This is a genomic window from Vogesella amnigena (genome assembly GCF_042648905.1).
Taxonomy (GTDB): Bacteria; Pseudomonadota; Gammaproteobacteria; order Burkholderiales; family Chromobacteriaceae; genus Vogesella; species Vogesella amnigena.
The window spans coordinates 227,421-244,938 of sequence record NZ_JBHRYH010000045.1; the positions used below are offsets into that span (position 1 = coordinate 227,421).

The window sequence follows — 17,518 nt, forward strand, 5'->3', positions numbered from 1 at the left end:
ATATGCCGTAGCAACAGGGGGGAGATGCCATGAAACGTCTGCTGCTGCTTGCCTTGCTGCTGGCCTGCATCGTGGTGCCGCTGGGCGCCTATGTGCGGCTGTCCGATGCCGGCTTGGGCTGTCCGGACTGGCCGGGTTGTTACGGCCAGCTGAGCCCCCATCACGCCGCGGATGACATCCGCCAGGCCATGGCGCAGCAGCCGGATGGCCCGGTATCCCCTGCCAAGGCCTGGAAGGAAATGATCCACCGCTACCTGGCCGCCACGCTGGGCATGCTGATCCTGTTGGCCGCATTGCTGGCCTGGCGCCGCCGCCAGCAGCGGCTGGCCGCTGGCGGCCTGCTGGCCTTGCTGCTGCTGCAGGGTCTGCTGGGCATGTGGACGGTGACGCTGTTACTGAAGCCTGCGGTGGTCACCGCGCACCTGCTGGGCGGCATGAGCATCGTCGCGCTGCTGGCGGCCGCCAACAGTGCCGCCACCACGCCGCAGACCATTCCACGCGCACATGCCTGGCTGCTGTGGTTGCTGCCGCTGCTGGTGTGGCTGCAGATCGCGCTGGGCGGCTGGGTGTCCAGCAACTATGCCGCGCTGGCCTGCCAGGGGTTTCCGGCCTGCAACGGCAGTTACTTCCCGGATGATCTGCAGTTTGCCGGCGCCTTTCACTGGCAGCGGGAGCTGGGCGAAAGTGCCGATGGCAGCCCGCTGCAGTTCTCGCAATTGCAGGCCATCCACTGGCTGCACCGGCTGGGCGCGCTGCTGCTGAGCGGGGCGCTGCTGCTGGCGCTCCGGCTTAACTGGCGGCACGCCGCGCTGCGGCCGCGGTTGCTGCTGCTGTTGGCCGCACTGCTGCTGCAGCTGTTGCTGGGTGCGGCCAACGTGCTGTTGCTGCTGCCCTTGCCGCTGGCAGTGGCACATAACATCGGCGCCATGCTGCTGCTGGCAGTAGCCCTGTTGCTGGCCTGCAGTGTCCGCCAGCCGGCAGCGCGTAGCGCCGTGCAGTCAGTTGCCGCTAAACGCACCGAAAGGGGAACGACATGGCTAGCCTGACCCTGCAACCTGCCCGCCAGCAATGGCGGGCCATGTGGCAACTTACCAAGCCCAAGGTGGTGCTGCTGATCGTATTCTGCGCGGTAATCGGCATGCTGTTGGCGGTGCCTGGTGTACCGGACATCCCGCGCATGTTGGCCGCAACCGCGGGGATAGCGCTGGTGGCCGGCGCGGCGGCGATGATCAACTGCCTGGTGGAGCGCACCATCGATGCCCGCATGCGCCGCACCGCCTGGCGTGCTACCGCGCGCGGCGAGGTGAGCCCGCTGCTCACCCTGCTGGTGGCGCTGAGTGCTCTGGGGCTGGGCATGGCGCTGCTGATCGCGCTGGTGAATGCGCTGACTGCCTGGCTGACACTGGGCACCTTTGCTGGTTACGCCATCGTCTACACCCTGCTGCTCAAGCCGAACACCCCGCAGAACATCGTGATTGGCGGCGCCAGCGGCGCCATGCCGCCGCTGCTGGGCTGGGTGGCGATGACCGGCGAAGTCAGCGCCATGGCCATGCTGCTGTTCTTGATCATCTACACCTGGACGCCGCCGCACTTCTGGGCGCTGGCGCTGTACCGCCGCGACGACTACCAGCGCGCCGGCCTGCCGATGCTGCCGGTAACGCATGGCGCGCGCTTCACCACCCTGTCCATCGTGCTGTATACCGTGCTGCTGCTGGCGGTGTCGCTGCTGCCGGTGGCGCTGCGCGGCAGTGGCGTGCTGTACCTGCTGGCCGCATTGCTGCTGGGTGGCCGTTTCTTGTGGCTTGCCGTCGCTTTGCATCGAAACTATTCTGACGAGCTGGCGCGCCGCTGCTTCCGCTGGTCCATCTTCTATCTGAGTTGGCTGTTCGCGGCGCTGCTGCTCGATCACTACCTTTTCCTGGCACTGCGACTCTGAATGACCCGACTGCTATCCGGGCTGGCAGCCTTGCTGCTGGCCACCCTGCTGATTGCCTGCTCGCCTGCCGGCGAGCCACTCACCTTCAAGGGCACCGACATCACCGGTGCCGAATTCGGCAAGCCGTTCACCCTCACCGGCCACGATGGCAAGCCGCATGGCCTGGCCGACTACCAGGGCAAGGCGGTAGCGCTGTTCTTTGGCTACACCCATTGCCCGGATGTCTGCCCCACCACCATGCTGGAATACCAGCAGGTGATGAAACAGCTGGGCGCCGACGCCGACCGGGTACAGGTGTTGTTCATCACCGTGGACCCGGAGCGCGACACGCCGCAGGTGCTGGCTGGCTACGTGCCATTCTTCGATAAGCGTTTCATGGGGCTGACCGGCGCGCCGGAACTGATCAAGTCCGTAGCCGGGCAATACAAGGTGGTGGCGCAGCGCCAGCCCACCGAGGGTGGCGGCTACAGCGTGGATCACAGCGCCGGCAGCTATCTGTTCGATCGCGAAGGGCAGTTGCGGGTGTATGTGCCGTATAACACCCCGGTGGCCGACATCGTGCATGATCTGCGCCAGTTGTTGCGTTAGACTTCAATAAGATCGAACCCTGTTCCGGACACTACCGTGATCGAGCACACCCCCCCAGGTGCCAGTAATCCGCAGCAGGCGGAACTGGCGCGATTCACCATTGGCAACCTGCTTGAGATTCAGCGCCACCTGCAAAGCCTGGCGGACTTGAAGCAGGCGGTGACCATTTTTTCCAACAAGGGCAATTCCTTTATCGTTACCCGGCTGCTGGCGGTGGACGCCGACACGCAGCAGCTGCTGTTTGCCTGCAGTGCCGACGAGCACGCCAACCGTCAGCTGCTGGCCAGCGAGCGCAATGTACTGATCAGTGCTCCGGCCGGCATCAAGATGCAGTTCATCTGCGGCCCGGCAGAAGAAGTGGATTACCAGGGGCGCCGTGCCCTGGCCATGGCGGTGCCAGAGCGGCTGATCCGCCTGCAACGCCGCGAGTTCTTCCGCATCAATACCCCGCCGATCAAGCCGGTATGGTGCCGGCTGCCAGATCCCCCCGGCCGCCTGTTGCCCTTGTTCGATATCAGCCTGGGCGGTTTGTCGCTGACGCTGGCCGCAGATCAGCACGACTGGCTGCACGACGGCGAGCAACTGGACAAGGTGCAGATCGAGCTGCCGGAAACCGGGCTGCTGCAGATCGGGCTGGAGATACTGCATGTCATGCCAGTGCTGGGAGCCATAGGGCATGAGCATTACCGCGCCGGTTGTGTCTTCGTCGGCATGACCCTGGCGCAGGAAACAATGGTACAGCGCTACATCACGCACCTTGAGCGCGAGCGCCGTGCTCTGGTACGCTAAACCCTAACTATTGCAACGCAGCAAAATCATGACTTTGACTATTGCCCTGTCCAAGGGCCGCATTTTTGAAGAAACCCTGCCGCTGCTGGCTGCCGCCGGCATCGTTCCCGCCGAAGCGCCGGAATCCTCGCGCAAGCTGATCATCGGCACCAACCGTCCGGACGTGCGCCTGGTGATCGTGCGAGCTTCCGACGTGCCAACTTACGTGCAGTACGGCGCCGCCGACCTGGGTATCGCCGGTCGCGACGTGCTGATCGAGCATGGCGGCGCCGGCCTGTACCAGCCACTGGACCTCAACATTGCCAAGTGCAAGATGATGGTGGCGGTGGAAAACGGTTTCGACTACGAGGCGGCGGTAAAGCATGGTGCACGCCTGAAAGTGGCCACCAAGTACCCGCAGATCGCCCGCGAGCACTTTGCCGCCAAGGGCGTGCACGTGGACATCATCAAGCTGTACGGCTCGATGGAGCTGGCACCGCTGGTTGGTCTGGCCGATGCCATCGTCGATCTGGTATCCACCGGCGGCACGCTGAAGGCCAACAACCTGGTGGCGGTGGAACACATCATCGATATCAGCTCGCGACTGGTGGTGAACCAGGCTGCGCTCAAGCTCAAGTACGACACCATCCAGCCGGTGCTGGATGCCTTTGCCGGTGCTGTTCCGGCCTGATTTTTGTTGGCCACGAAAACCACGGAAGACCACGAAAAAAAACCGTCAAGGTTGGCCGCAGTGCGGACGAAGCCGTTGTTAACGGCAAGCGCACTGCTCGGCAAGCTGGCATTTCGTGTCTTTTCGTGGGGTTCGTGGCCAAAATGATGAGGTTCTCATGCAGAAACTGTCTTCCTCCCAGCCCGATTTCGACGCCCGCCTCAAGGCGCTGCTGGCGTTTGAAACCGCGCAGGACCCGGCGGTGGACACCGCCGTCGCCGCCATCTGCGACGACGTGAAAGCCCGTGGCGATGCCGCCGTGGTGGAATACACCAACCGCTTCGACCGCATGCACGTGGCCAGCATGGCCGAGCTGACCCTGAGCCGCGACGAACTGCAGGCTGCCTGGGAGCGTCTGCCGGAGCACGTGCAGGGGGCGCTCAGTACCGCCGCCGAGCGGGTACGCCGTTATCACGAAAAGCAGCTGGCGCATTCCTGGAGCTACGAAGACGAAGACGGCACCCTGCTGGGCCAGCAGGTGACGCCGCTGGACCGCGTCGGCATCTACGTGCCGGGCGGCAAGGCGGCCTATCCCAGCTCGGTACTGATGAACGCCATGCCGGCCAAGGTGGCTGGCGTGGGTGAGATCATCATGGTGGTGCCGACGCCGAATGGTGAGAGGAACGACCTGGTGTTGGCCGCAGCCTTCATCGCCGGCGTGGACAAGGTGTTCACCTGTGGCGGTGCGCAGGCGGTGGCTGCGCTGGCCTACGGCACCGAGAGTGTGCCGCAGGTGGACAAGATCACCGGCCCGGGCAATGCCTACGTGGCGGCTGCCAAGCGCCGCGTGTTCGGCGTGGTGGGCATCGACATGGTGGCTGGCCCGTCCGAAATCCTGGTGATCTGCGACGGCGAAACCGATCCGGACTGGATCGCCATGGACCTGTTCAGCCAGGCCGAGCACGACGAGATCGCGCAGGCCATCCTGCTGTGCCCGTCTGCCGACTACATTGCCAAAGTCGAGGCCAGCATCGAAAAGCTGCTGCCCACCATGCCGCGCCGCGCCATCATCGAGGCTAGCCTGGGCAACCGTGGTGCGCTGATCGAAGTGCGCGACCTGGACGAAGCCTGCGACATCGCCAACTACATCGCCCCTGAACACCTGGAGTTGTCGCTGGCCAAGCCGGAAGACTACGTGGCCAAGATCCGCCACGCCGGTGCCATCTTCATGGGCCGCTTCACCTCGGAAAGCCTGGGCGACTACTGCGCCGGCCCCAACCACGTGCTGCCCACCAGCCGCACCGCGCGTTTTGCCAGCCCGCTGGGGGTGTACGACTTCCAGAAGCGCAGCAGCCTGATCCGTGTGTCGCACGCTGGCGCGCAGCAACTGGGCAAAGTGGCCAGCATCCTGGCACATGGCGAGGGTCTGACCGCGCACGCGCGCGCCGCCGAACTGCGTCTGGATAAGTAAATCCAAGCGGGCTGCCGCTTCCCGGCGGTAGCCCGGCAACGGGTTTCGGGTTACGATGCAGCCCTTGTTGCACACTCCGCGTCGGGCCACCACCGACACTTCGAACCGGCCCGGCCGGCAAGAACTGTCGATGAAAATGTCTATACAGCAATTGTTCCGCCCCGACGTGCTGGCCATGCAGGCCTACCACGTTGCCGATGCCTCGGGCTATATCAAGCTCGACGCGATGGAAAACCCCTACCATCTGCCGGCGGCACTGCGCCAGGAACTGGGTCAGCAACTGGCCGAGGTGGCGCTTAACCGCTATCCGGACCCGCATGGCGACGGGCTGAAGGACCTGCTCAAGGCCGCCTTTGCCATCCCGGATGCCGCCGACGTGGTGCTGGGCAACGGCTCCGACGAAATCATCACCCTGATCACCCAGGCCGTGGCCAGCGACGATACCGTGGTGCTGGCGCTGGAACCGTCCTTCGTGATGTACCGGCTCAACGCCCAATTCTCGCGTGTGCGCTACGTGGGCGTGCCGCTGCAGGCCGACTTCAGCCTCGATCTTCCGGCTACGTTGGCCGCGATCCGCGAGCATCGCCCGGCGGTAGTGTTCCTGTCCTACCCCAACAACCCCACCGGGCCGCGCTTTGCCCGCGAGGAGGTGCAGGCGGTGCTGGATGCCGCACCGGGGCTGCTGGTGGTGGACGAAGCCTACCAGGCGTTTGCCGACGACAGCTTCATGGGTCTGGCAGGTAGCCAGCCGCACCTGATCGTGATGCGCACGCTGTCCAAGCTCGGCCTCGCCGGCCTGCGCCTGGGCTACGCTGCCGGCCACCCGGAGGTGATCGCCCAGCTCGACAAGGTGCGCCCGCCATACAACATCAACGTGCTGAGCCAGGCCGCGGCCAAGTTTGCGCTGCGCCACCTGGACGTATTTGCCGCCCAGGCCGCCGAGCTGCGCAGCGAGCGTAGTCGTATCGCCGCCAGCCTGGCTACGCTGCCGCAAGTGACGGTGTATCCGTCCGAAGCCAACTTCCTTACCATTCGCGTGCCGGATGCGCTGGCGCTGTTTGCACAGCTGAAGGCCGAGGGTATCCTGATCAAGAATCTGCACGGCTACCACCCGCTGCTGGACAACTGCCTGCGCCTGACCGTGGGCAGCCCGGACGAAAACAGCGCGCTGCTTGCCGCCATTCACGCCTACTTTGCCTGAGCCATCATGCGTACTGCTACCGTTACCCGTAATACCCTGGAAACCCAGATCACCGTCAGCATCAACCTGGATGGCACCGGGGTTGGCCGCTTCGATACCGGCGTGCCGTTCCTGGACCACATGATGGACCAGATCGCCCGCCACGGCCTGATCGACCTGGACGTGCAGGCGCGTGGCGATCTGCATATCGATGCCCACCACACCGTGGAAGACATCGGCATCACCCTGGGCCAGGCCTTTGCCAAGGCGATCGGCGATAAAAAGGGCATCCGCCGCTACGGCCATGCCTACGTGCCGCTGGACGAGGCACTGTCGCGGGTGGTGATCGACCTGTCCGGCCGCCCCGGCCTGCAGTACCACATTCCGTTCACCCGTGCCGCCATCGGCGGTTTCGATGTTGATCTGTTCAGTGAATTCTTCCACGGCTTCGTCAACCACAGCATGGTGACGCTGCACATCGACAACCTGCGCGGTGTAAACAGCCACCACCAGGCCGAAACGGTGTTCAAGGCTTTTGGCCGCGCGCTGCGCATGGCGGTGGAGTTCGACGAACGCATGGCCGGCATCACGCCGTCCACCAAGGGCACGCTGACCGCATGAGCGCCGTGCAGCCCGGCATTGCCGGCTTGAACCATCTTTGCCTGTGCGTGCGCGATCTGGACGAGGCACTGGCCTTTTACGACCGCGTGATGCCGGCGATGGGCTGGCAGCCGCGTCGGGCGGCCGAATCGCGTGCTTATGTGGCGGGTAATTACGAGCTGTACCTGCAGCAGAGCCGCCAGCCGCAGGCGGGTTTTCAGCGTTACGGTATCGGTTTGCAGCACCTGGCCAGCAATGCGCCGTCGCGTGCGGCGGTGGATGCCCTGCATGCGCTGCTGCTGGAAATGGGCGCCGACATCACCGATGCGCCGGCCGAGTACCCGCAGTACAGTGCCGGCTACTACGCGGTGTTCTTTCGCGATCCGTCTGGCATCGTGCTGGAATTCTGCTACACCCCAAACATGATCCTGTAAGGCTGATATGAAAGTTGCAGTCATCGACTACGGCATGGGCAATCTGCACTCGGTGCTGAAATCCGTGCAGTTCGTGAACGACATCGGCGCCGACATCTTCCTGACTTCCGACCCGGAGCAGGTGATCAAGGCTGACAAGGTGATCTTCCCCGGCCAGGGCGCGATGCCGGATTGCATGCGCGAACTCAACAGCCACGGCCTGGCAGAGGCGGTGCGCGAGAGTACCCGCAACAAGCCGTTCTTCGGTATCTGCGTGGGGGCACAGCTGCTGCTGGAGCACAGCGAGGAAGGCAATACTCCTGGCCTTGGCATTTTCAAGGGCGAGGTGAAACGCTTTGCGGCCAACCTGCTGGATGCCAACGGCGAGCGCCTGAAAGTGCCGCACATGGGCTGGAACCGCGTGTACCAGCGCCAGGCGCATCCGCTGTTCGCCGGCATCGAGGACGGCGAGCGGTTTTATTTTGTGCACAGTTACCACTTCGCACCCGCCGAGGCAGATATCAACCTGGCGGAAAGCGAGTATCCAGACCGCTTTTGCTGTATCGTCGGGCGTGGCAATATCTTTGCCACGCAGTTCCACACCGAGAAGAGCCACCGTGCCGGGCTGCAGATGATGAAGAACTTCCTGGCCTGGGATGGCACTGTTTAACTTTCCGTAGATTTTTACGCACCATGCTGCTGATTCCCGCTATCGACCTGAAGGACGGTCAATGCGTACGCCTGAAACAGGGCGTTATGACTGATGCCACCGTGTTCTCCGATGACCCCGTGAAGGTCGCCGTACACTGGCGTGACCAGGGCGCGCGGCGCCTGCATCTGGTGGACCTCAACGGTGCCTTTGCCGGCAAGCCCAAGAATCTGGCGGTGATCCGCGACATTCTTGGCGCTGTTGGCGACGACATCCCGGTGCAACTGGGTGGAGGCATTCGCGACCTCGACACCATCGAAAAGTATTTCGATCTGGGTCTGAAATACGTGATCATCGGCACCGCCGCGGTGAAGAATCCCGGCTTCCTGCACGATGCCTGCGATGCCTTCCCCGGCCAGGTGATTGTCGGCCTGGACGCCAAGGACGGCATGGTAGCCATCGATGGCTGGGCCAAGGTGACCACCCACAACGTGATCGACCTGGCCAAGCGCTTCGAAGACTACGGCGTGAACTCGGTGATCTACACCGACATCGGCCGCGACGGCATGATGAACGGTGTCAACATCGAAGCCACCGTCAAGCTGGCGCAGGCGCTGAGTGTGCCGGTGATCGCCTCCGGCGGCCTGACCAACCTCGACGACGTGCGCAATCTGTGCGCGGTGGAGGGCGAGGGCATCGAGGGCGCCATTACCGGCCGCGCCATCTACGAAGGCAGCATCGACTTCGCTGCCGCGCAGACGCTGGCGGACGAACTGTCCGAAGCCTAACCTCCGGTTGGCCGCCTTGTGCGGCCAACCCTCATTTGTAGTACATCATGTCTCTAGCCAAACGCATCATCCCCTGTCTCGACGTGACTGCTGGTCGCGTGGTGAAGGGTGTCAACTTCGTCGGCCTGCGCGATGCCGGCGACCCGGTGGAAATCGCCAAGCGCTACAACGAGCAGGGCGCCGACGAGCTGACCTTCCTCGATATCACCGCCAGCTCCGACCAGCGCGACATCATCCTGCACGTGATCGAGTCGGTAGCCGAGCAGGTGTTCATTCCGCTTACCGTAGGTGGCGGTGTGCGCAAGGTGGAGGACATCCGCCGGCTGCTGAATGCCGGTGCCGACAAGGTAAGCATCAATACCGCGGCAGTGACCAACCCCGATCTGGTGAAGCAGGCCGCCGACAAGTTCGGCAGCCAGTGCATCGTGGTGGCGGTGGATGCCAAGGCGGTGACGCCGGATAACGACCGCTGGGAAATCTTTACCCATGGCGGGCGCAACCCTACCGGGCTGGATGCGGTCGAATGGGCAGCGAAGATGGCAGAATACGGCGCCGGCGAGATCTTGCTTACCAGTATGGATCGCGACGGTACCAAGATCGGCTTCAACCTGCCGCTGACCCGCGCGGTGTCCGAGGCGGTGCCGATTCCGGTAATCGCTTCCGGTGGCGTGGGCAATCTGCAGCACCTGGTGGAAGGCGTGACGCTGGGCAAGGCCGACGCCGTGCTGGCTGCCAGCATCTTCCACTTCGGCGAATACACCGTGCGCGAGGCGAAAGAAGCCATGCGCGCCGCCGGTATCGAAGTACGTTTGTAAGGGTTGGCCGCATGACTGCAAACTGGCTGGATGCCGTGAAATGGGATGACAAGGGCCTGGTAACCGCCATCGCCCAGGATGCCGCCAGCGGCCGGGTGCTGATGGTGGCGTGGATGAACCGCGAGTCGCTGCAGCTCACTGCCAATACCGGCATCGCCCACTACTGGAGCCGCTCGCGCAATCGCTTGTGGAAGAAGGGCGAAGAGTCCGGCCACCTGCAGACGGTGAAGGAACTGCGCCTCGATTGCGACGGCGACGTGATCACCATGCAGATCGAACAGGCAGGCGGCATTGCCTGCCATACCGGCCGCGAAAGCTGCTTCTACCGCGTGTTCCGCGACGGCGAATGGGTGGTGACCGATGCGGTGCTGAAAGACCCGCACGCCATCTATCACCAGCACTGAATTGCTGCGTCGCAGCTGAGGGTTCACCCCGATACGCCCTGTTACCTGAATGTCACACAATCGACATATACTTGCCGCGCTGCCACAGGCAGAAAGGACGCCACGATGATTGCCGCCGAAGTTTTGAAAACCATTGGCGATACCCTGGAAGCCCGCAAGGAATCCAGTCCCAGCTCCTCTTATGTGGCCGGGCTGTTCCACAAGGGCGAGGATGCCATCCTGAAAAAGGTGGCCGAAGAGGCCGCCGAAGTGCTGATGGCTTCCAAGGACAAGGATCGTCTGCACCTGGTGCGCGAGGTGGCCGACCTGTGGTTCCACAGCATGGTACTGCTGGCGCACCACGGCCTGCGTGCCGAGGACGTGCTGGCGGAGCTCAAGCGCCGCGAAGGCATTTCCGGTCTGGACGAAAAGGCCTCGCGCCCGCAGCAATAACCGAGAGAACAGCATGAGCAACTGCATTTTCTGCAAGATCGCGGCCGGCGAGATTCCGGCGAACAAGCTGTATGAAGACGACGATATGGTCGCCTTCCACGACATCCACCCCAAGGCGCCGGTGCATTTCCTGCTGATTCCCAAGCAGCACGTGGATTCGCTGGCGCATTGCGATGCCAGCCACCAGCAGATGCTGGGCAAGCTGCTGCTGAAGGCGCCGCAACTGGCGGCCGAGCAGGGCCTGAGCGATGGCTTCAAGACTGCCATCAATACCGGTGTTGGCGGTGGCCAGGAAGTGTTCCACCTGCACCTGCACGTGCTGGGCAACAAGTAAACAACTGCCGGCGCCAGCCGCCGGCTTATTGCTAGAGGTAAATCTCCATGGGTTCTTTCAGCATTTGGCACTGGTTGATCGTATTGCTGGTGGTGGTACTGGTATTCGGTACCAAGAAGTTGCGCAATATCGGTGAGGATCTGGGTGGCGCGGTGCGCGGCTTCAAGGATGGCATGAAGGGCGAGGCCGACAAGGAAGCCGGCCAGGGCCGCGTGATCGACGCCGACGACAACGACAAGAAGTAAGCCGCATCGTGTTTGAAATCAGCTTTGGCGAGCTGCTGATCATCGGCGCGGTGGCACTGGTGGTGCTCGGCCCCGAGCGTCTGCCTGCCGTCGCCCGTACCATTGGCGCCCTGGTTGGCCGCGCGCAGCGCTTTGTCGCCAGCGTGAAATCCGACATCCAGCAGCAAAGCCAGCTGGCTGGCCTGCAGGAGCTGCAGCAGGAGATGCGTGATGCCGCCCACTCCTTCCGCAGCCAGGTGGAAGGCGAAGTGGAGCAGGTGCGCCAGGTCGCGCAGCAGATCGAGCAACAGGCGCAGCAAGTCGAGCAGCAGGCTGCTGCCGTCGACCCTGCTGCCCTGCTGGCTGCGGCGGACGAGGGGCACAGCATTGCGCCACCCGGCCAGGATGCTGCGCCCCATAGCGACGAGCCTGTCCGCAAGGATGATAGCCAGCTCGACCTGTTCGATGCCCCGCCAGCCGCAGCTGCCCCTCCCGTTACCGACAACCGCTCATAAATGGATCAACAACCCCTGCTTGCGCACCTGATCGAGCTGCGCACCCGCTTTGTGCGTATCGCTGCCGGCCTGTTGCTCACCTTTCTGGCGCTGTTCCACTGGTCGGGCGATATCTACCACCTGATGGCCAAGCCCTTGCTGGATGTGCTGCCCAAGGGCGCCAGCATGATCGCTACCGATGTCACCGCACCGTTCTTCGTGCCGGTGAAGGTCACCATGCTGGTGGCGTTTGTGCTGTCGCTGCCCAATACCCTGTATCAGATCTGGGCATTCATCGCGCCCGGCCTGTACAACCACGAGAAAAAGCTGGTGCTGCCGCTGGTGATCAGCAGCGTGCTGCTGTTCATGGTGGGCATGCTGTTCGCCTATTTCGCCGTGTTCCCGGTGGTGTTCGGTTTCATGAGCGCGGTAACGCCGGATGGCGTGTCGATGATGACCGACATCGATAAATACCTGTCCTTTGTGCTGGGCATGTTCGTGGCTTTCGGCGTGACTTTCGAAGTGCCGGTGGTGGTGCTGTTGCTCAACCGTATGGGCATTGTCAGCCTGGCCAAGCTGCGCGAGGGCCGCCCGTACATGATCGTGGCGGCATTCGTGATCGCGGCAGTGGTCACCCCGCCGGATGTGCTGTCGCAGGTGATGATGGCGGTGCCGCTGTGGCTGCTGTACGAAGCCGGCATCGTGATGGCGCAGCTGGTGAACAAACAGCAGAAAACCGAGGTAGTCGATGAGTAAGTCTCGCCTGTTTCACTGGGGAGCGGTGCTCAGCCTGGTGGTGTTGATCCTGCTGTGCCTGGCCTGGGAGCTGTGGCTGGCGCCGTTGCGCCCCGGCGGTTCCTGGCTGGTGATCAAGTCGGTGCTGCTGCTGTTGCCGCTGATGGGCATCCTGCGCGAGCGCATCTATACCTACCAGTGGTCCAGCATGTTCATCCTGGCCTATTTTGCCGAAGGCGTGATGCGCGGCTGGGCCGATAGCGGGCTGGCGCAAAGCCTGGCGCAGGCCGAGGCGGTGCTGACGGTTATCTACTTCTGTTGCGTGGTGCTGTTCGTACGCGAGCGGCGGCGGCAGTTGCAGCCCTGAGTCACCTAGCAAACCCGGCCTAGCGCCGGGTTTTTTGTTGGCTGCCCTGGCGGGCGCGGCAGCATGCGGATGTAGCGATTGGTATCGTCTATATACGTTTATTCACAATTGGCGCTGATTCTACAGGTGTTTGTTTAATATCAATCAATCATCTATTGCAGGTTTGGCATGTCATCCTGATAATGGATAACGGCCATTAGCATGGCCGTCGCGATATTTCTTTCCATAATGAAAACACGCACGCCAATACCTGGAAGCAGATAGTGATGATGAACAATCAGGTGCAACAAGAAAGCCCGCCAGTAATATCGCAACACGCCACTCACCTCGACCCTTTGCTTGATTGCCTGTTCCAGCTCACCCGCGAGCATGGCATATCCACCACCCGGGATTCGCTGGTGGCCGGCATTCCGCTGGAAAACCAGCGTCTGACACCCTCGATGTTCGCGCGTGCCGCCCGCCGCGCCGGTCTGGCATCCCGCGTGCTGCGTCGCCCGCTGAACATGCTGCCGCCGGCGCTGCTGCCGGTGGTGTTGCTGCTGAAGGGCGATGATGCCTGCCTGCTGCGCGCCATCGATGAGAAAGGCAATTTCCACATCAGTCCGGCCGAGTTGCCGGAGGCGGAGCAGGTGCTGACCCTGGCCGAGCTGGAGTCGCGCTACAGCGGCCTCGCCATCGCGGTGAAGCCGCGCTTCCGCTTCGACAAGCGGGTGCCGGAGCTGCAGCAGGCACGCAGTCAGCACTGGTTCTGGCATGCCATCCTGCAGGGGCGTCCGTTGTACCGCGATGCGCTGATTGCCGCCTTTTTCATCAACGTATTCGCGCTGGCGCTGCCGCTGTTCACCATGAACGTGTACGACCGGGTGGTGCCGAACATGGCGTTTGAAACGCTGTGGGTACTGGCGGTGGGCGTGCTGTTGCTGTTCGCCTTTGATTTCCTGATGAAGCTGACCCGCGGCTACCTGATCGACCTGGCCAGCAAGCGCGTGGACGTGATGCTGTCGGCACTGATCATGGAGCGGGTGCTGGGTATCCGCATGGAGGCACGTCCGACTTCGGTGGGCGCCTTTGCGGCCAACCTGCGCGCCTTCGAAACCGTGCGTGACTTCATCGCCTCGGCCACCATCACCACGCTGGTGGATGTGCCGTTTGCGCTGCTGTTCCTGTTCGTGATCGGCTGGATTTCGCCGTGGATGGTGATTCCGCCGGTAATTGCCGTCGGCCTGATGCTGTTGCTGGCCTATGCGGTACAGGAGCGCATGCAGGAGCTGACCGAAACCACCTTCCGCGCCTCTTCGCAGCGGAATGCGCACCTGGTGGAAAGCCTGGTAGGTCTGGAAACCATCAAGACCCTGGGGGCGGAAGGCGAACTGCAGAGCCGCTGGGAAAAAGCCACTCTGTTCCTGGCCCAGGTGGGCAGCCGCCTCAAGCTGCTGTCGGCCATTACCATGAACTTTGCCGGCTTCATCCAGCAGATGCTGTCGATCTGCATCATCATCGTGGGCGTGTACCTGATCAAGGAAGGCATGACTTCGGTGGGCGGCTTGATCGCCTGCACCATGCTGGCCTCGCGTGCCATTGCACCGATGGGCGCGGTAGCCGGGCTGATGACCCAGTTCAACAATGCCAAGTCGTCGCTGACTTCGCTGGAAGGGCTGATGAAGATGCCGGTGGAGCGCGAGAGCGAGGCCGCGTTCTTCCATCGCACCAGCTTCCGTGGCGATATCGAGTTCTCCGGCGTCAACTTCAACTACCCCAACAGCCCGATGGGCGCGCTGCGCAATGTCTCGTTCCGCATCAAGGCTGGCGAGCGGGTGGGCATCCTGGGGCGGGTAGGCTCCGGCAAGAGCACCATCCAGAAGCTGATCATGGGCCTGTACCAGGCCCAGGAAGGCGCGGTACGCATCGACGGCATCGACCTGAAGCAGATCGACCCGGCCGAATTGCGCCGTAACGTCGGTTACGTGGCACAGGACCCGGTGCTGTTCTACGGCACGCTGCGCCAGAACATCAGCATGGGCCAGCCGCACGTGCACGATGCCAGTATCTACGCCGCCGCCGAGCTGGCCGGGTTGACCGAGTTCGTCAACAGCCATCCGGAAGGCTTCGACATGATTATCGGCGAGCGTGGCGAATCGCTGTCCGGCGGTCAGCGCAAGGCGGTGACCATTGCCCGCGCGCTGCTGAACGCCCCGCCGATCCTGCTGCTGGATGAGCCCACCAGCAATATGGACCACACCACCGAAGCGGCGATGAAACGCACCTTCGAGAAAATCACCGCCGGCAAGACCCTGGTGCTGGTTACCCACCACACCACGCTGATGGACCTGGTGGATCGCATCATCGTCATCGACCAGGGGCAGATTCTGGCCGATGGCCCTAAAGCGGAAGTGATTCAGGCACTGCAACAAGGCCGTATCGGGAAGGCACGCGCATGACCACGCCACAAGACAAAGACAAGCAGACATTCTTCCAGCGCATCCTCGACTGGTCATCGGCCGAGGATCTGCACGACCGCCAGGATTTCGCCGCCGATGCCGAATGGGCAATCCTGGAGCAAAACCCGCAGCGGCCGCGCCTGTTCCTGTGGACCATCGGCCTGTTCATCGTGGTGGCGCTGATCTGGGCCGCACTGGCCACGCTGGACGAAGTGGCCAGGGGCGAGGGCAAGGTGGTGCCCACCAGCCAGATCCAGCATCTGCAGAGCCTGGATGGCGGTGTGGTATCGCGCATCCTGGTGAAGGAAGGCGACGTGGTTGACCGCAACCAGCTGCTGCTGCAGGTGGACAATACCCGTTTCGTGTCCTCGCTCAACGAGAACCAGTCCCAGTCGCTGTCCTTGCAGGCCAAGGCCTCGCGTCTGCGGGCACTGTCCGAGGGCAAGGCCTTCACCCTGCCGCCGGGTGTTGCCGAGCAGGCACCGGATATCGCCGGCCAGGAAATGGACCTGTACCGTTCCAAGCAGATGGAACTGGATGCCAACCTGTCGATTGCCCGCCAGCAGCTGACGCAGCGCAACCAGGAGCTGAACGAGGCGCGTGCGCGCCGCGACCAGGCGCAGCAGGGGCTGGACCTGACGCAGAAGGAGCTGAATGTTACCCGCCCGCTGCTGAAGTCCGGCGCGGTATCGGAAGTGGACATCCTGCGCCTGGAGCGCGACGTATCGCGCTATCGTGGCGAACGCGACATGGCCAATGCGCAGATTCCCAAGATCCAGTCCGCCATTGCCGAAGCCTCGCGCAAGATCCAGGAAGTGGAACTGAACTTCCGTAACCAGGCCAGTACCGAGCTGTCGGAAACCATGGGCAAGCTGGGTACCCTGGGCGCCGGCAGTGCCGCGCTGCAGGACAAGGTGCGCCTGACCGAGGTGCGCTCGCCGGTGCGCGGGGAAGTGAAGCGCCTGCTGGTGAATACCGTGGGTGGCGTGGTGCAGCCGGGTCGCGACATCATGGAAATCGTGCCGCTGGACGATACCCTGCTGATCGAAGCCAAGATCTCGCCACGCGACATTGCCTTCCTGCGCCCCGGCCAGGACGTATTCGTGCGTTTCACCGCCTATGATTCCACCATCTATGGCGGCCTCAAGGGCAAGCTGGACCAGATCGGTGCCGACTCGATTACCGATGACAAGGGCAACACTTTCTACGTGGTGAAGGTAAAGACCGATTCCGCGCACCTGAGCGACAAGAAGCTGGTGATCAAGCCCGGCATGGTGGCGGAAGTGGACATCATTACCGGCCACAAGAGTGTATTGAACTACCTGCTTAAGCCGGTACTGCGGGCGAAGGCACAAGCACTGAGCGAGCGCTGAGCATGGAGACCTTGCTGATCAGCAGCAGTCCGTCGTTGCACGACCACCTGCAGTCCGCGGTTGGCGCCTGCCATAGCCACCCCACGCTGTGGGACGTGGCTGATGTCCTGCCGCGCAGCGATGGCGGCCTGGTATGGGTGGATGTGGACAACCAGGACGAAGACCTGGTGCAGCGGCTGTGTCGCGGTGATTTCGGGCGCGTGCGGGTGGTGGTGCTCAGCAGTACCCCCACCGATGCCGCTGCGGTGAAATGGCTGGGCATGGGGGCCGCCGGTTACCTGCACGCCTTTGCCGTGGCCGAGACACTGCGGCAGGTGGCATCGGTAGTGTCTTCCGGCGGTATCTGGATCGGGGTGCACCTGATGCAGCAGCTGTGTACCCGTTTTGGCCAGGTGGCCAAGGCGGACAGCCCGCACCTGGCACAGCTGACCGAGCGCGAGCGCGAAGTGGTGGACCATCTGCGCGCCGGCAAGAGCAACAAGCAGATCGCGCGCGACATGGACATTGCCGAGCGCACGGTAAAGGCGCACCTCACCGCCATCTTCGGCAAGCTGGGCGTGCCGGACCGCGTGCAGTTGCTGCTCAAGCTCTCGGCCTGAGTTGGCCGCAGAAACAAAGGCCGGGCAGATGTCCGGCCTTTGTCGTTGCCGGACAAAAAAAACGGCCTGTCCGGTAAGGGACAGGCCTGAAGAGGTCAGCTGCCGGCGCCAGGCGCCAACAACTTTTAAAGACCAGGGACAAAGAGATCACCAGAACAGTTCAAAGATGCCCAGGGACATGAGCACCCTCACAACAGATCCAGAAGTCAAAGCTTCGGGCGCGGACCCTAGTGCTTCAAC

22 protein-coding genes are annotated in these 17,518 nt (G+C 62.9%); all 22 read left to right on the forward strand.

Annotated elements, in window-relative coordinates; all coding sequences use genetic code 11:
- Positions 1-29: 29 nt before the first annotated feature.
- The 22 genes from ACFOKJ_RS15460 (at position 30) to ACFOKJ_RS15565 (ending at position 17,278) form a co-directional block, all read left to right on the forward strand.
- On the forward strand, positions 30-1,046 hold the full coding sequence (locus ACFOKJ_RS15460) for a COX15/CtaA family protein (protein WP_390281227.1): 1,017 nt from the start codon (positions 30-32) through the stop codon (positions 1,044-1,046).
- The gene (locus ACFOKJ_RS15465) at positions 1,034-1,936 is read left to right on the forward strand and encodes a heme o synthase (RefSeq protein WP_390281229.1); all 903 of its coding nucleotides are present in this window, start codon (positions 1,034-1,036) and stop codon (positions 1,934-1,936) included. Before ACFOKJ_RS15460 ends, ACFOKJ_RS15465 begins: the two co-directional genes overlap by 13 nt.
- Positions 1,937-2,524, forward strand: a complete 588-nt coding sequence (locus ACFOKJ_RS15470; RefSeq protein ID WP_390281231.1) for an SCO family protein — start codon at positions 1,937-1,939, stop codon at positions 2,522-2,524.
- A gap of 36 nt (positions 2,525-2,560) precedes the next feature.
- Complete coding sequence (locus ACFOKJ_RS15475) at positions 2,561-3,313, forward strand: flagellar brake protein (protein WP_390281233.1); 753 nt, start codon at positions 2,561-2,563, stop codon at positions 3,311-3,313.
- Positions 3,314-3,341: 28 nt separating this feature from the next.
- Positions 3,342-3,983: an ATP phosphoribosyltransferase gene (hisG, locus tag ACFOKJ_RS15480; RefSeq protein ID WP_390281235.1), complete on the forward strand. Its 642-nt coding sequence runs from the start codon at positions 3,342-3,344 to the stop codon at positions 3,981-3,983.
- A 157-nt stretch (positions 3,984-4,140) separates the two neighbouring features.
- Positions 4,141-5,433, forward strand: a complete 1,293-nt coding sequence (gene hisD / locus ACFOKJ_RS15485; protein WP_390281237.1) for a histidinol dehydrogenase — start codon at positions 4,141-4,143, stop codon at positions 5,431-5,433.
- 130 nt (positions 5,434-5,563) lie between these two features.
- The gene (gene hisC, locus ACFOKJ_RS15490; protein ID WP_390281239.1) at positions 5,564-6,634 is read left to right on the forward strand and encodes a histidinol-phosphate transaminase; all 1,071 of its coding nucleotides are present in this window, start codon (positions 5,564-5,566) and stop codon (positions 6,632-6,634) included.
- Positions 6,635-6,640: 6 nt separating this feature from the next.
- Entirely contained in the window at positions 6,641-7,234 is a 594-nt protein-coding gene (gene hisB, locus ACFOKJ_RS15495) for an imidazoleglycerol-phosphate dehydratase HisB (protein WP_390281241.1), read from the forward strand.
- Positions 7,231-7,647 (forward strand): VOC family protein, encoded by a 417-nt coding sequence (locus tag ACFOKJ_RS15500; protein ID WP_390281243.1) that lies wholly within the window; start codon positions 7,231-7,233, stop codon positions 7,645-7,647. Before hisB ends, ACFOKJ_RS15500 begins: the two co-directional genes overlap by 4 nt.
- Before the next feature lie 7 nt (positions 7,648-7,654).
- Positions 7,655-8,296, forward strand: a complete 642-nt coding sequence (hisH, locus tag ACFOKJ_RS15505; protein ID WP_390281246.1) for an imidazole glycerol phosphate synthase subunit HisH — start codon at positions 7,655-7,657, stop codon at positions 8,294-8,296.
- Between the two features lie 23 nt (positions 8,297-8,319).
- Positions 8,320-9,063, forward strand: a complete 744-nt coding sequence (hisA, locus tag ACFOKJ_RS15510) for a 1-(5-phosphoribosyl)-5-[(5-phosphoribosylamino)methylideneamino]imidazole-4-carboxamide isomerase (protein ID WP_390281248.1) — start codon at positions 8,320-8,322, stop codon at positions 9,061-9,063.
- Between the two features lie 47 nt (positions 9,064-9,110).
- Positions 9,111-9,878, forward strand: a complete 768-nt coding sequence (gene hisF / locus ACFOKJ_RS15515; RefSeq protein ID WP_390281250.1) for an imidazole glycerol phosphate synthase subunit HisF — start codon at positions 9,111-9,113, stop codon at positions 9,876-9,878.
- Between the two features lie 11 nt (positions 9,879-9,889).
- Entirely contained in the window at positions 9,890-10,282 is a 393-nt protein-coding gene (gene hisI, locus ACFOKJ_RS15520; protein WP_390281252.1) for a phosphoribosyl-AMP cyclohydrolase, read from the forward strand.
- A gap of 105 nt (positions 10,283-10,387) precedes the next feature.
- On the forward strand, positions 10,388-10,714 hold the full coding sequence (locus ACFOKJ_RS15525) for a phosphoribosyl-ATP diphosphatase (RefSeq protein ID WP_390281255.1): 327 nt from the start codon (positions 10,388-10,390) through the stop codon (positions 10,712-10,714).
- 13 nt (positions 10,715-10,727) lie between these two features.
- Positions 10,728-11,048: a histidine triad nucleotide-binding protein gene (locus ACFOKJ_RS15530; RefSeq protein ID WP_390281257.1), complete on the forward strand. Its 321-nt coding sequence runs from the start codon at positions 10,728-10,730 to the stop codon at positions 11,046-11,048.
- A 47-nt stretch (positions 11,049-11,095) separates the two neighbouring features.
- Entirely contained in the window at positions 11,096-11,293 is a 198-nt protein-coding gene (tatA, locus tag ACFOKJ_RS15535; RefSeq protein ID WP_390281259.1) for a Sec-independent protein translocase subunit TatA, read from the forward strand.
- 8 nt (positions 11,294-11,301) lie between these two features.
- Entirely contained in the window at positions 11,302-11,787 is a 486-nt protein-coding gene (gene tatB / locus ACFOKJ_RS15540) for a Sec-independent protein translocase protein TatB (RefSeq protein WP_390281261.1), read from the forward strand.
- Positions 11,788-12,522: a twin-arginine translocase subunit TatC gene (gene tatC, locus ACFOKJ_RS15545; protein WP_390281263.1), complete on the forward strand. Its 735-nt coding sequence runs from the start codon at positions 11,788-11,790 to the stop codon at positions 12,520-12,522.
- On the forward strand, positions 12,515-12,868 hold the full coding sequence (locus ACFOKJ_RS15550; protein WP_390281265.1) for a DUF2069 domain-containing protein: 354 nt from the start codon (positions 12,515-12,517) through the stop codon (positions 12,866-12,868). The genes tatC and ACFOKJ_RS15550 overlap by 8 nt, the downstream gene beginning before the upstream one ends.
- A 266-nt stretch (positions 12,869-13,134) precedes the next feature.
- On the forward strand, positions 13,135-15,306 hold the full coding sequence (locus tag ACFOKJ_RS15555) for a type I secretion system permease/ATPase (RefSeq protein WP_390281267.1): 2,172 nt from the start codon (positions 13,135-13,137) through the stop codon (positions 15,304-15,306).
- Positions 15,303-16,679, forward strand: a complete 1,377-nt coding sequence (locus tag ACFOKJ_RS15560; protein WP_390281269.1) for an HlyD family type I secretion periplasmic adaptor subunit — start codon at positions 15,303-15,305, stop codon at positions 16,677-16,679. Before ACFOKJ_RS15555 ends, ACFOKJ_RS15560 begins: the two co-directional genes overlap by 4 nt.
- A gap of 2 nt (positions 16,680-16,681) precedes the next feature.
- On the forward strand, positions 16,682-17,278 hold the full coding sequence (locus ACFOKJ_RS15565) for a response regulator transcription factor (protein WP_390281271.1): 597 nt from the start codon (positions 16,682-16,684) through the stop codon (positions 17,276-17,278).
- Positions 17,279-17,518 lie beyond the last annotated feature (240 nt).

Bases quoted from the DNA above. Each gene is read 5' to 3' on its own strand.
- hisF (WP_390281250.1), top strand. From the start codon at position 9,111: ATGTCTCTAGCCAAACGCATCATCCCCTGTCTCGACGTGACTGCTGGT.
- hisG (WP_390281235.1), top strand. From the start codon at position 3,342: ATGACTTTGACTATTGCCCTGTCCAAGGGCCGCATTTTTGAAGAAACC.
- tatA (WP_390281259.1), top strand. From the start codon at position 11,096: ATGGGTTCTTTCAGCATTTGGCACTGGTTGATCGTATTGCTGGTGGTG.
- hisC (WP_390281239.1), top strand. From the start codon at position 5,564: ATGAAAATGTCTATACAGCAATTGTTCCGCCCCGACGTGCTGGCCATG.
- ACFOKJ_RS15550 (WP_390281265.1), top strand. From the start codon at position 12,515: ATGAGTAAGTCTCGCCTGTTTCACTGGGGAGCGGTGCTCAGCCTGGTG.
- hisH (WP_390281246.1), top strand. From the start codon at position 7,655: ATGAAAGTTGCAGTCATCGACTACGGCATGGGCAATCTGCACTCGGTG.
- ACFOKJ_RS15560 (WP_390281269.1), top strand. From the start codon at position 15,303: ATGACCACGCCACAAGACAAAGACAAGCAGACATTCTTCCAGCGCATC.
- ACFOKJ_RS15460 (WP_390281227.1), top strand. From the start codon at position 30: ATGAAACGTCTGCTGCTGCTTGCCTTGCTGCTGGCCTGCATCGTGGTG.
- hisB (WP_390281241.1), top strand. From the start codon at position 6,641: ATGCGTACTGCTACCGTTACCCGTAATACCCTGGAAACCCAGATCACC.
- ACFOKJ_RS15500 (WP_390281243.1), top strand. From the start codon at position 7,231: ATGAGCGCCGTGCAGCCCGGCATTGCCGGCTTGAACCATCTTTGCCTG.
- ACFOKJ_RS15530 (WP_390281257.1), top strand. From the start codon at position 10,728: ATGAGCAACTGCATTTTCTGCAAGATCGCGGCCGGCGAGATTCCGGCG.
- hisD (WP_390281237.1), top strand. From the start codon at position 4,141: ATGCAGAAACTGTCTTCCTCCCAGCCCGATTTCGACGCCCGCCTCAAG.
- hisA (WP_390281248.1), top strand. From the start codon at position 8,320: ATGCTGCTGATTCCCGCTATCGACCTGAAGGACGGTCAATGCGTACGC.
- ACFOKJ_RS15465 (WP_390281229.1), top strand. From the start codon at position 1,034: ATGGCTAGCCTGACCCTGCAACCTGCCCGCCAGCAATGGCGGGCCATG.
- ACFOKJ_RS15565 (WP_390281271.1), top strand. From the start codon at position 16,682: ATGGAGACCTTGCTGATCAGCAGCAGTCCGTCGTTGCACGACCACCTG.
- hisI (WP_390281252.1), top strand. From the start codon at position 9,890: ATGACTGCAAACTGGCTGGATGCCGTGAAATGGGATGACAAGGGCCTG.
- tatC (WP_390281263.1), top strand. From the start codon at position 11,788: ATGGATCAACAACCCCTGCTTGCGCACCTGATCGAGCTGCGCACCCGC.
- ACFOKJ_RS15525 (WP_390281255.1), top strand. From the start codon at position 10,388: ATGATTGCCGCCGAAGTTTTGAAAACCATTGGCGATACCCTGGAAGCC.
- ACFOKJ_RS15555 (WP_390281267.1), top strand. From the start codon at position 13,135: ATGATGAACAATCAGGTGCAACAAGAAAGCCCGCCAGTAATATCGCAA.
- ACFOKJ_RS15470 (WP_390281231.1), top strand. From the start codon at position 1,937: ATGACCCGACTGCTATCCGGGCTGGCAGCCTTGCTGCTGGCCACCCTG.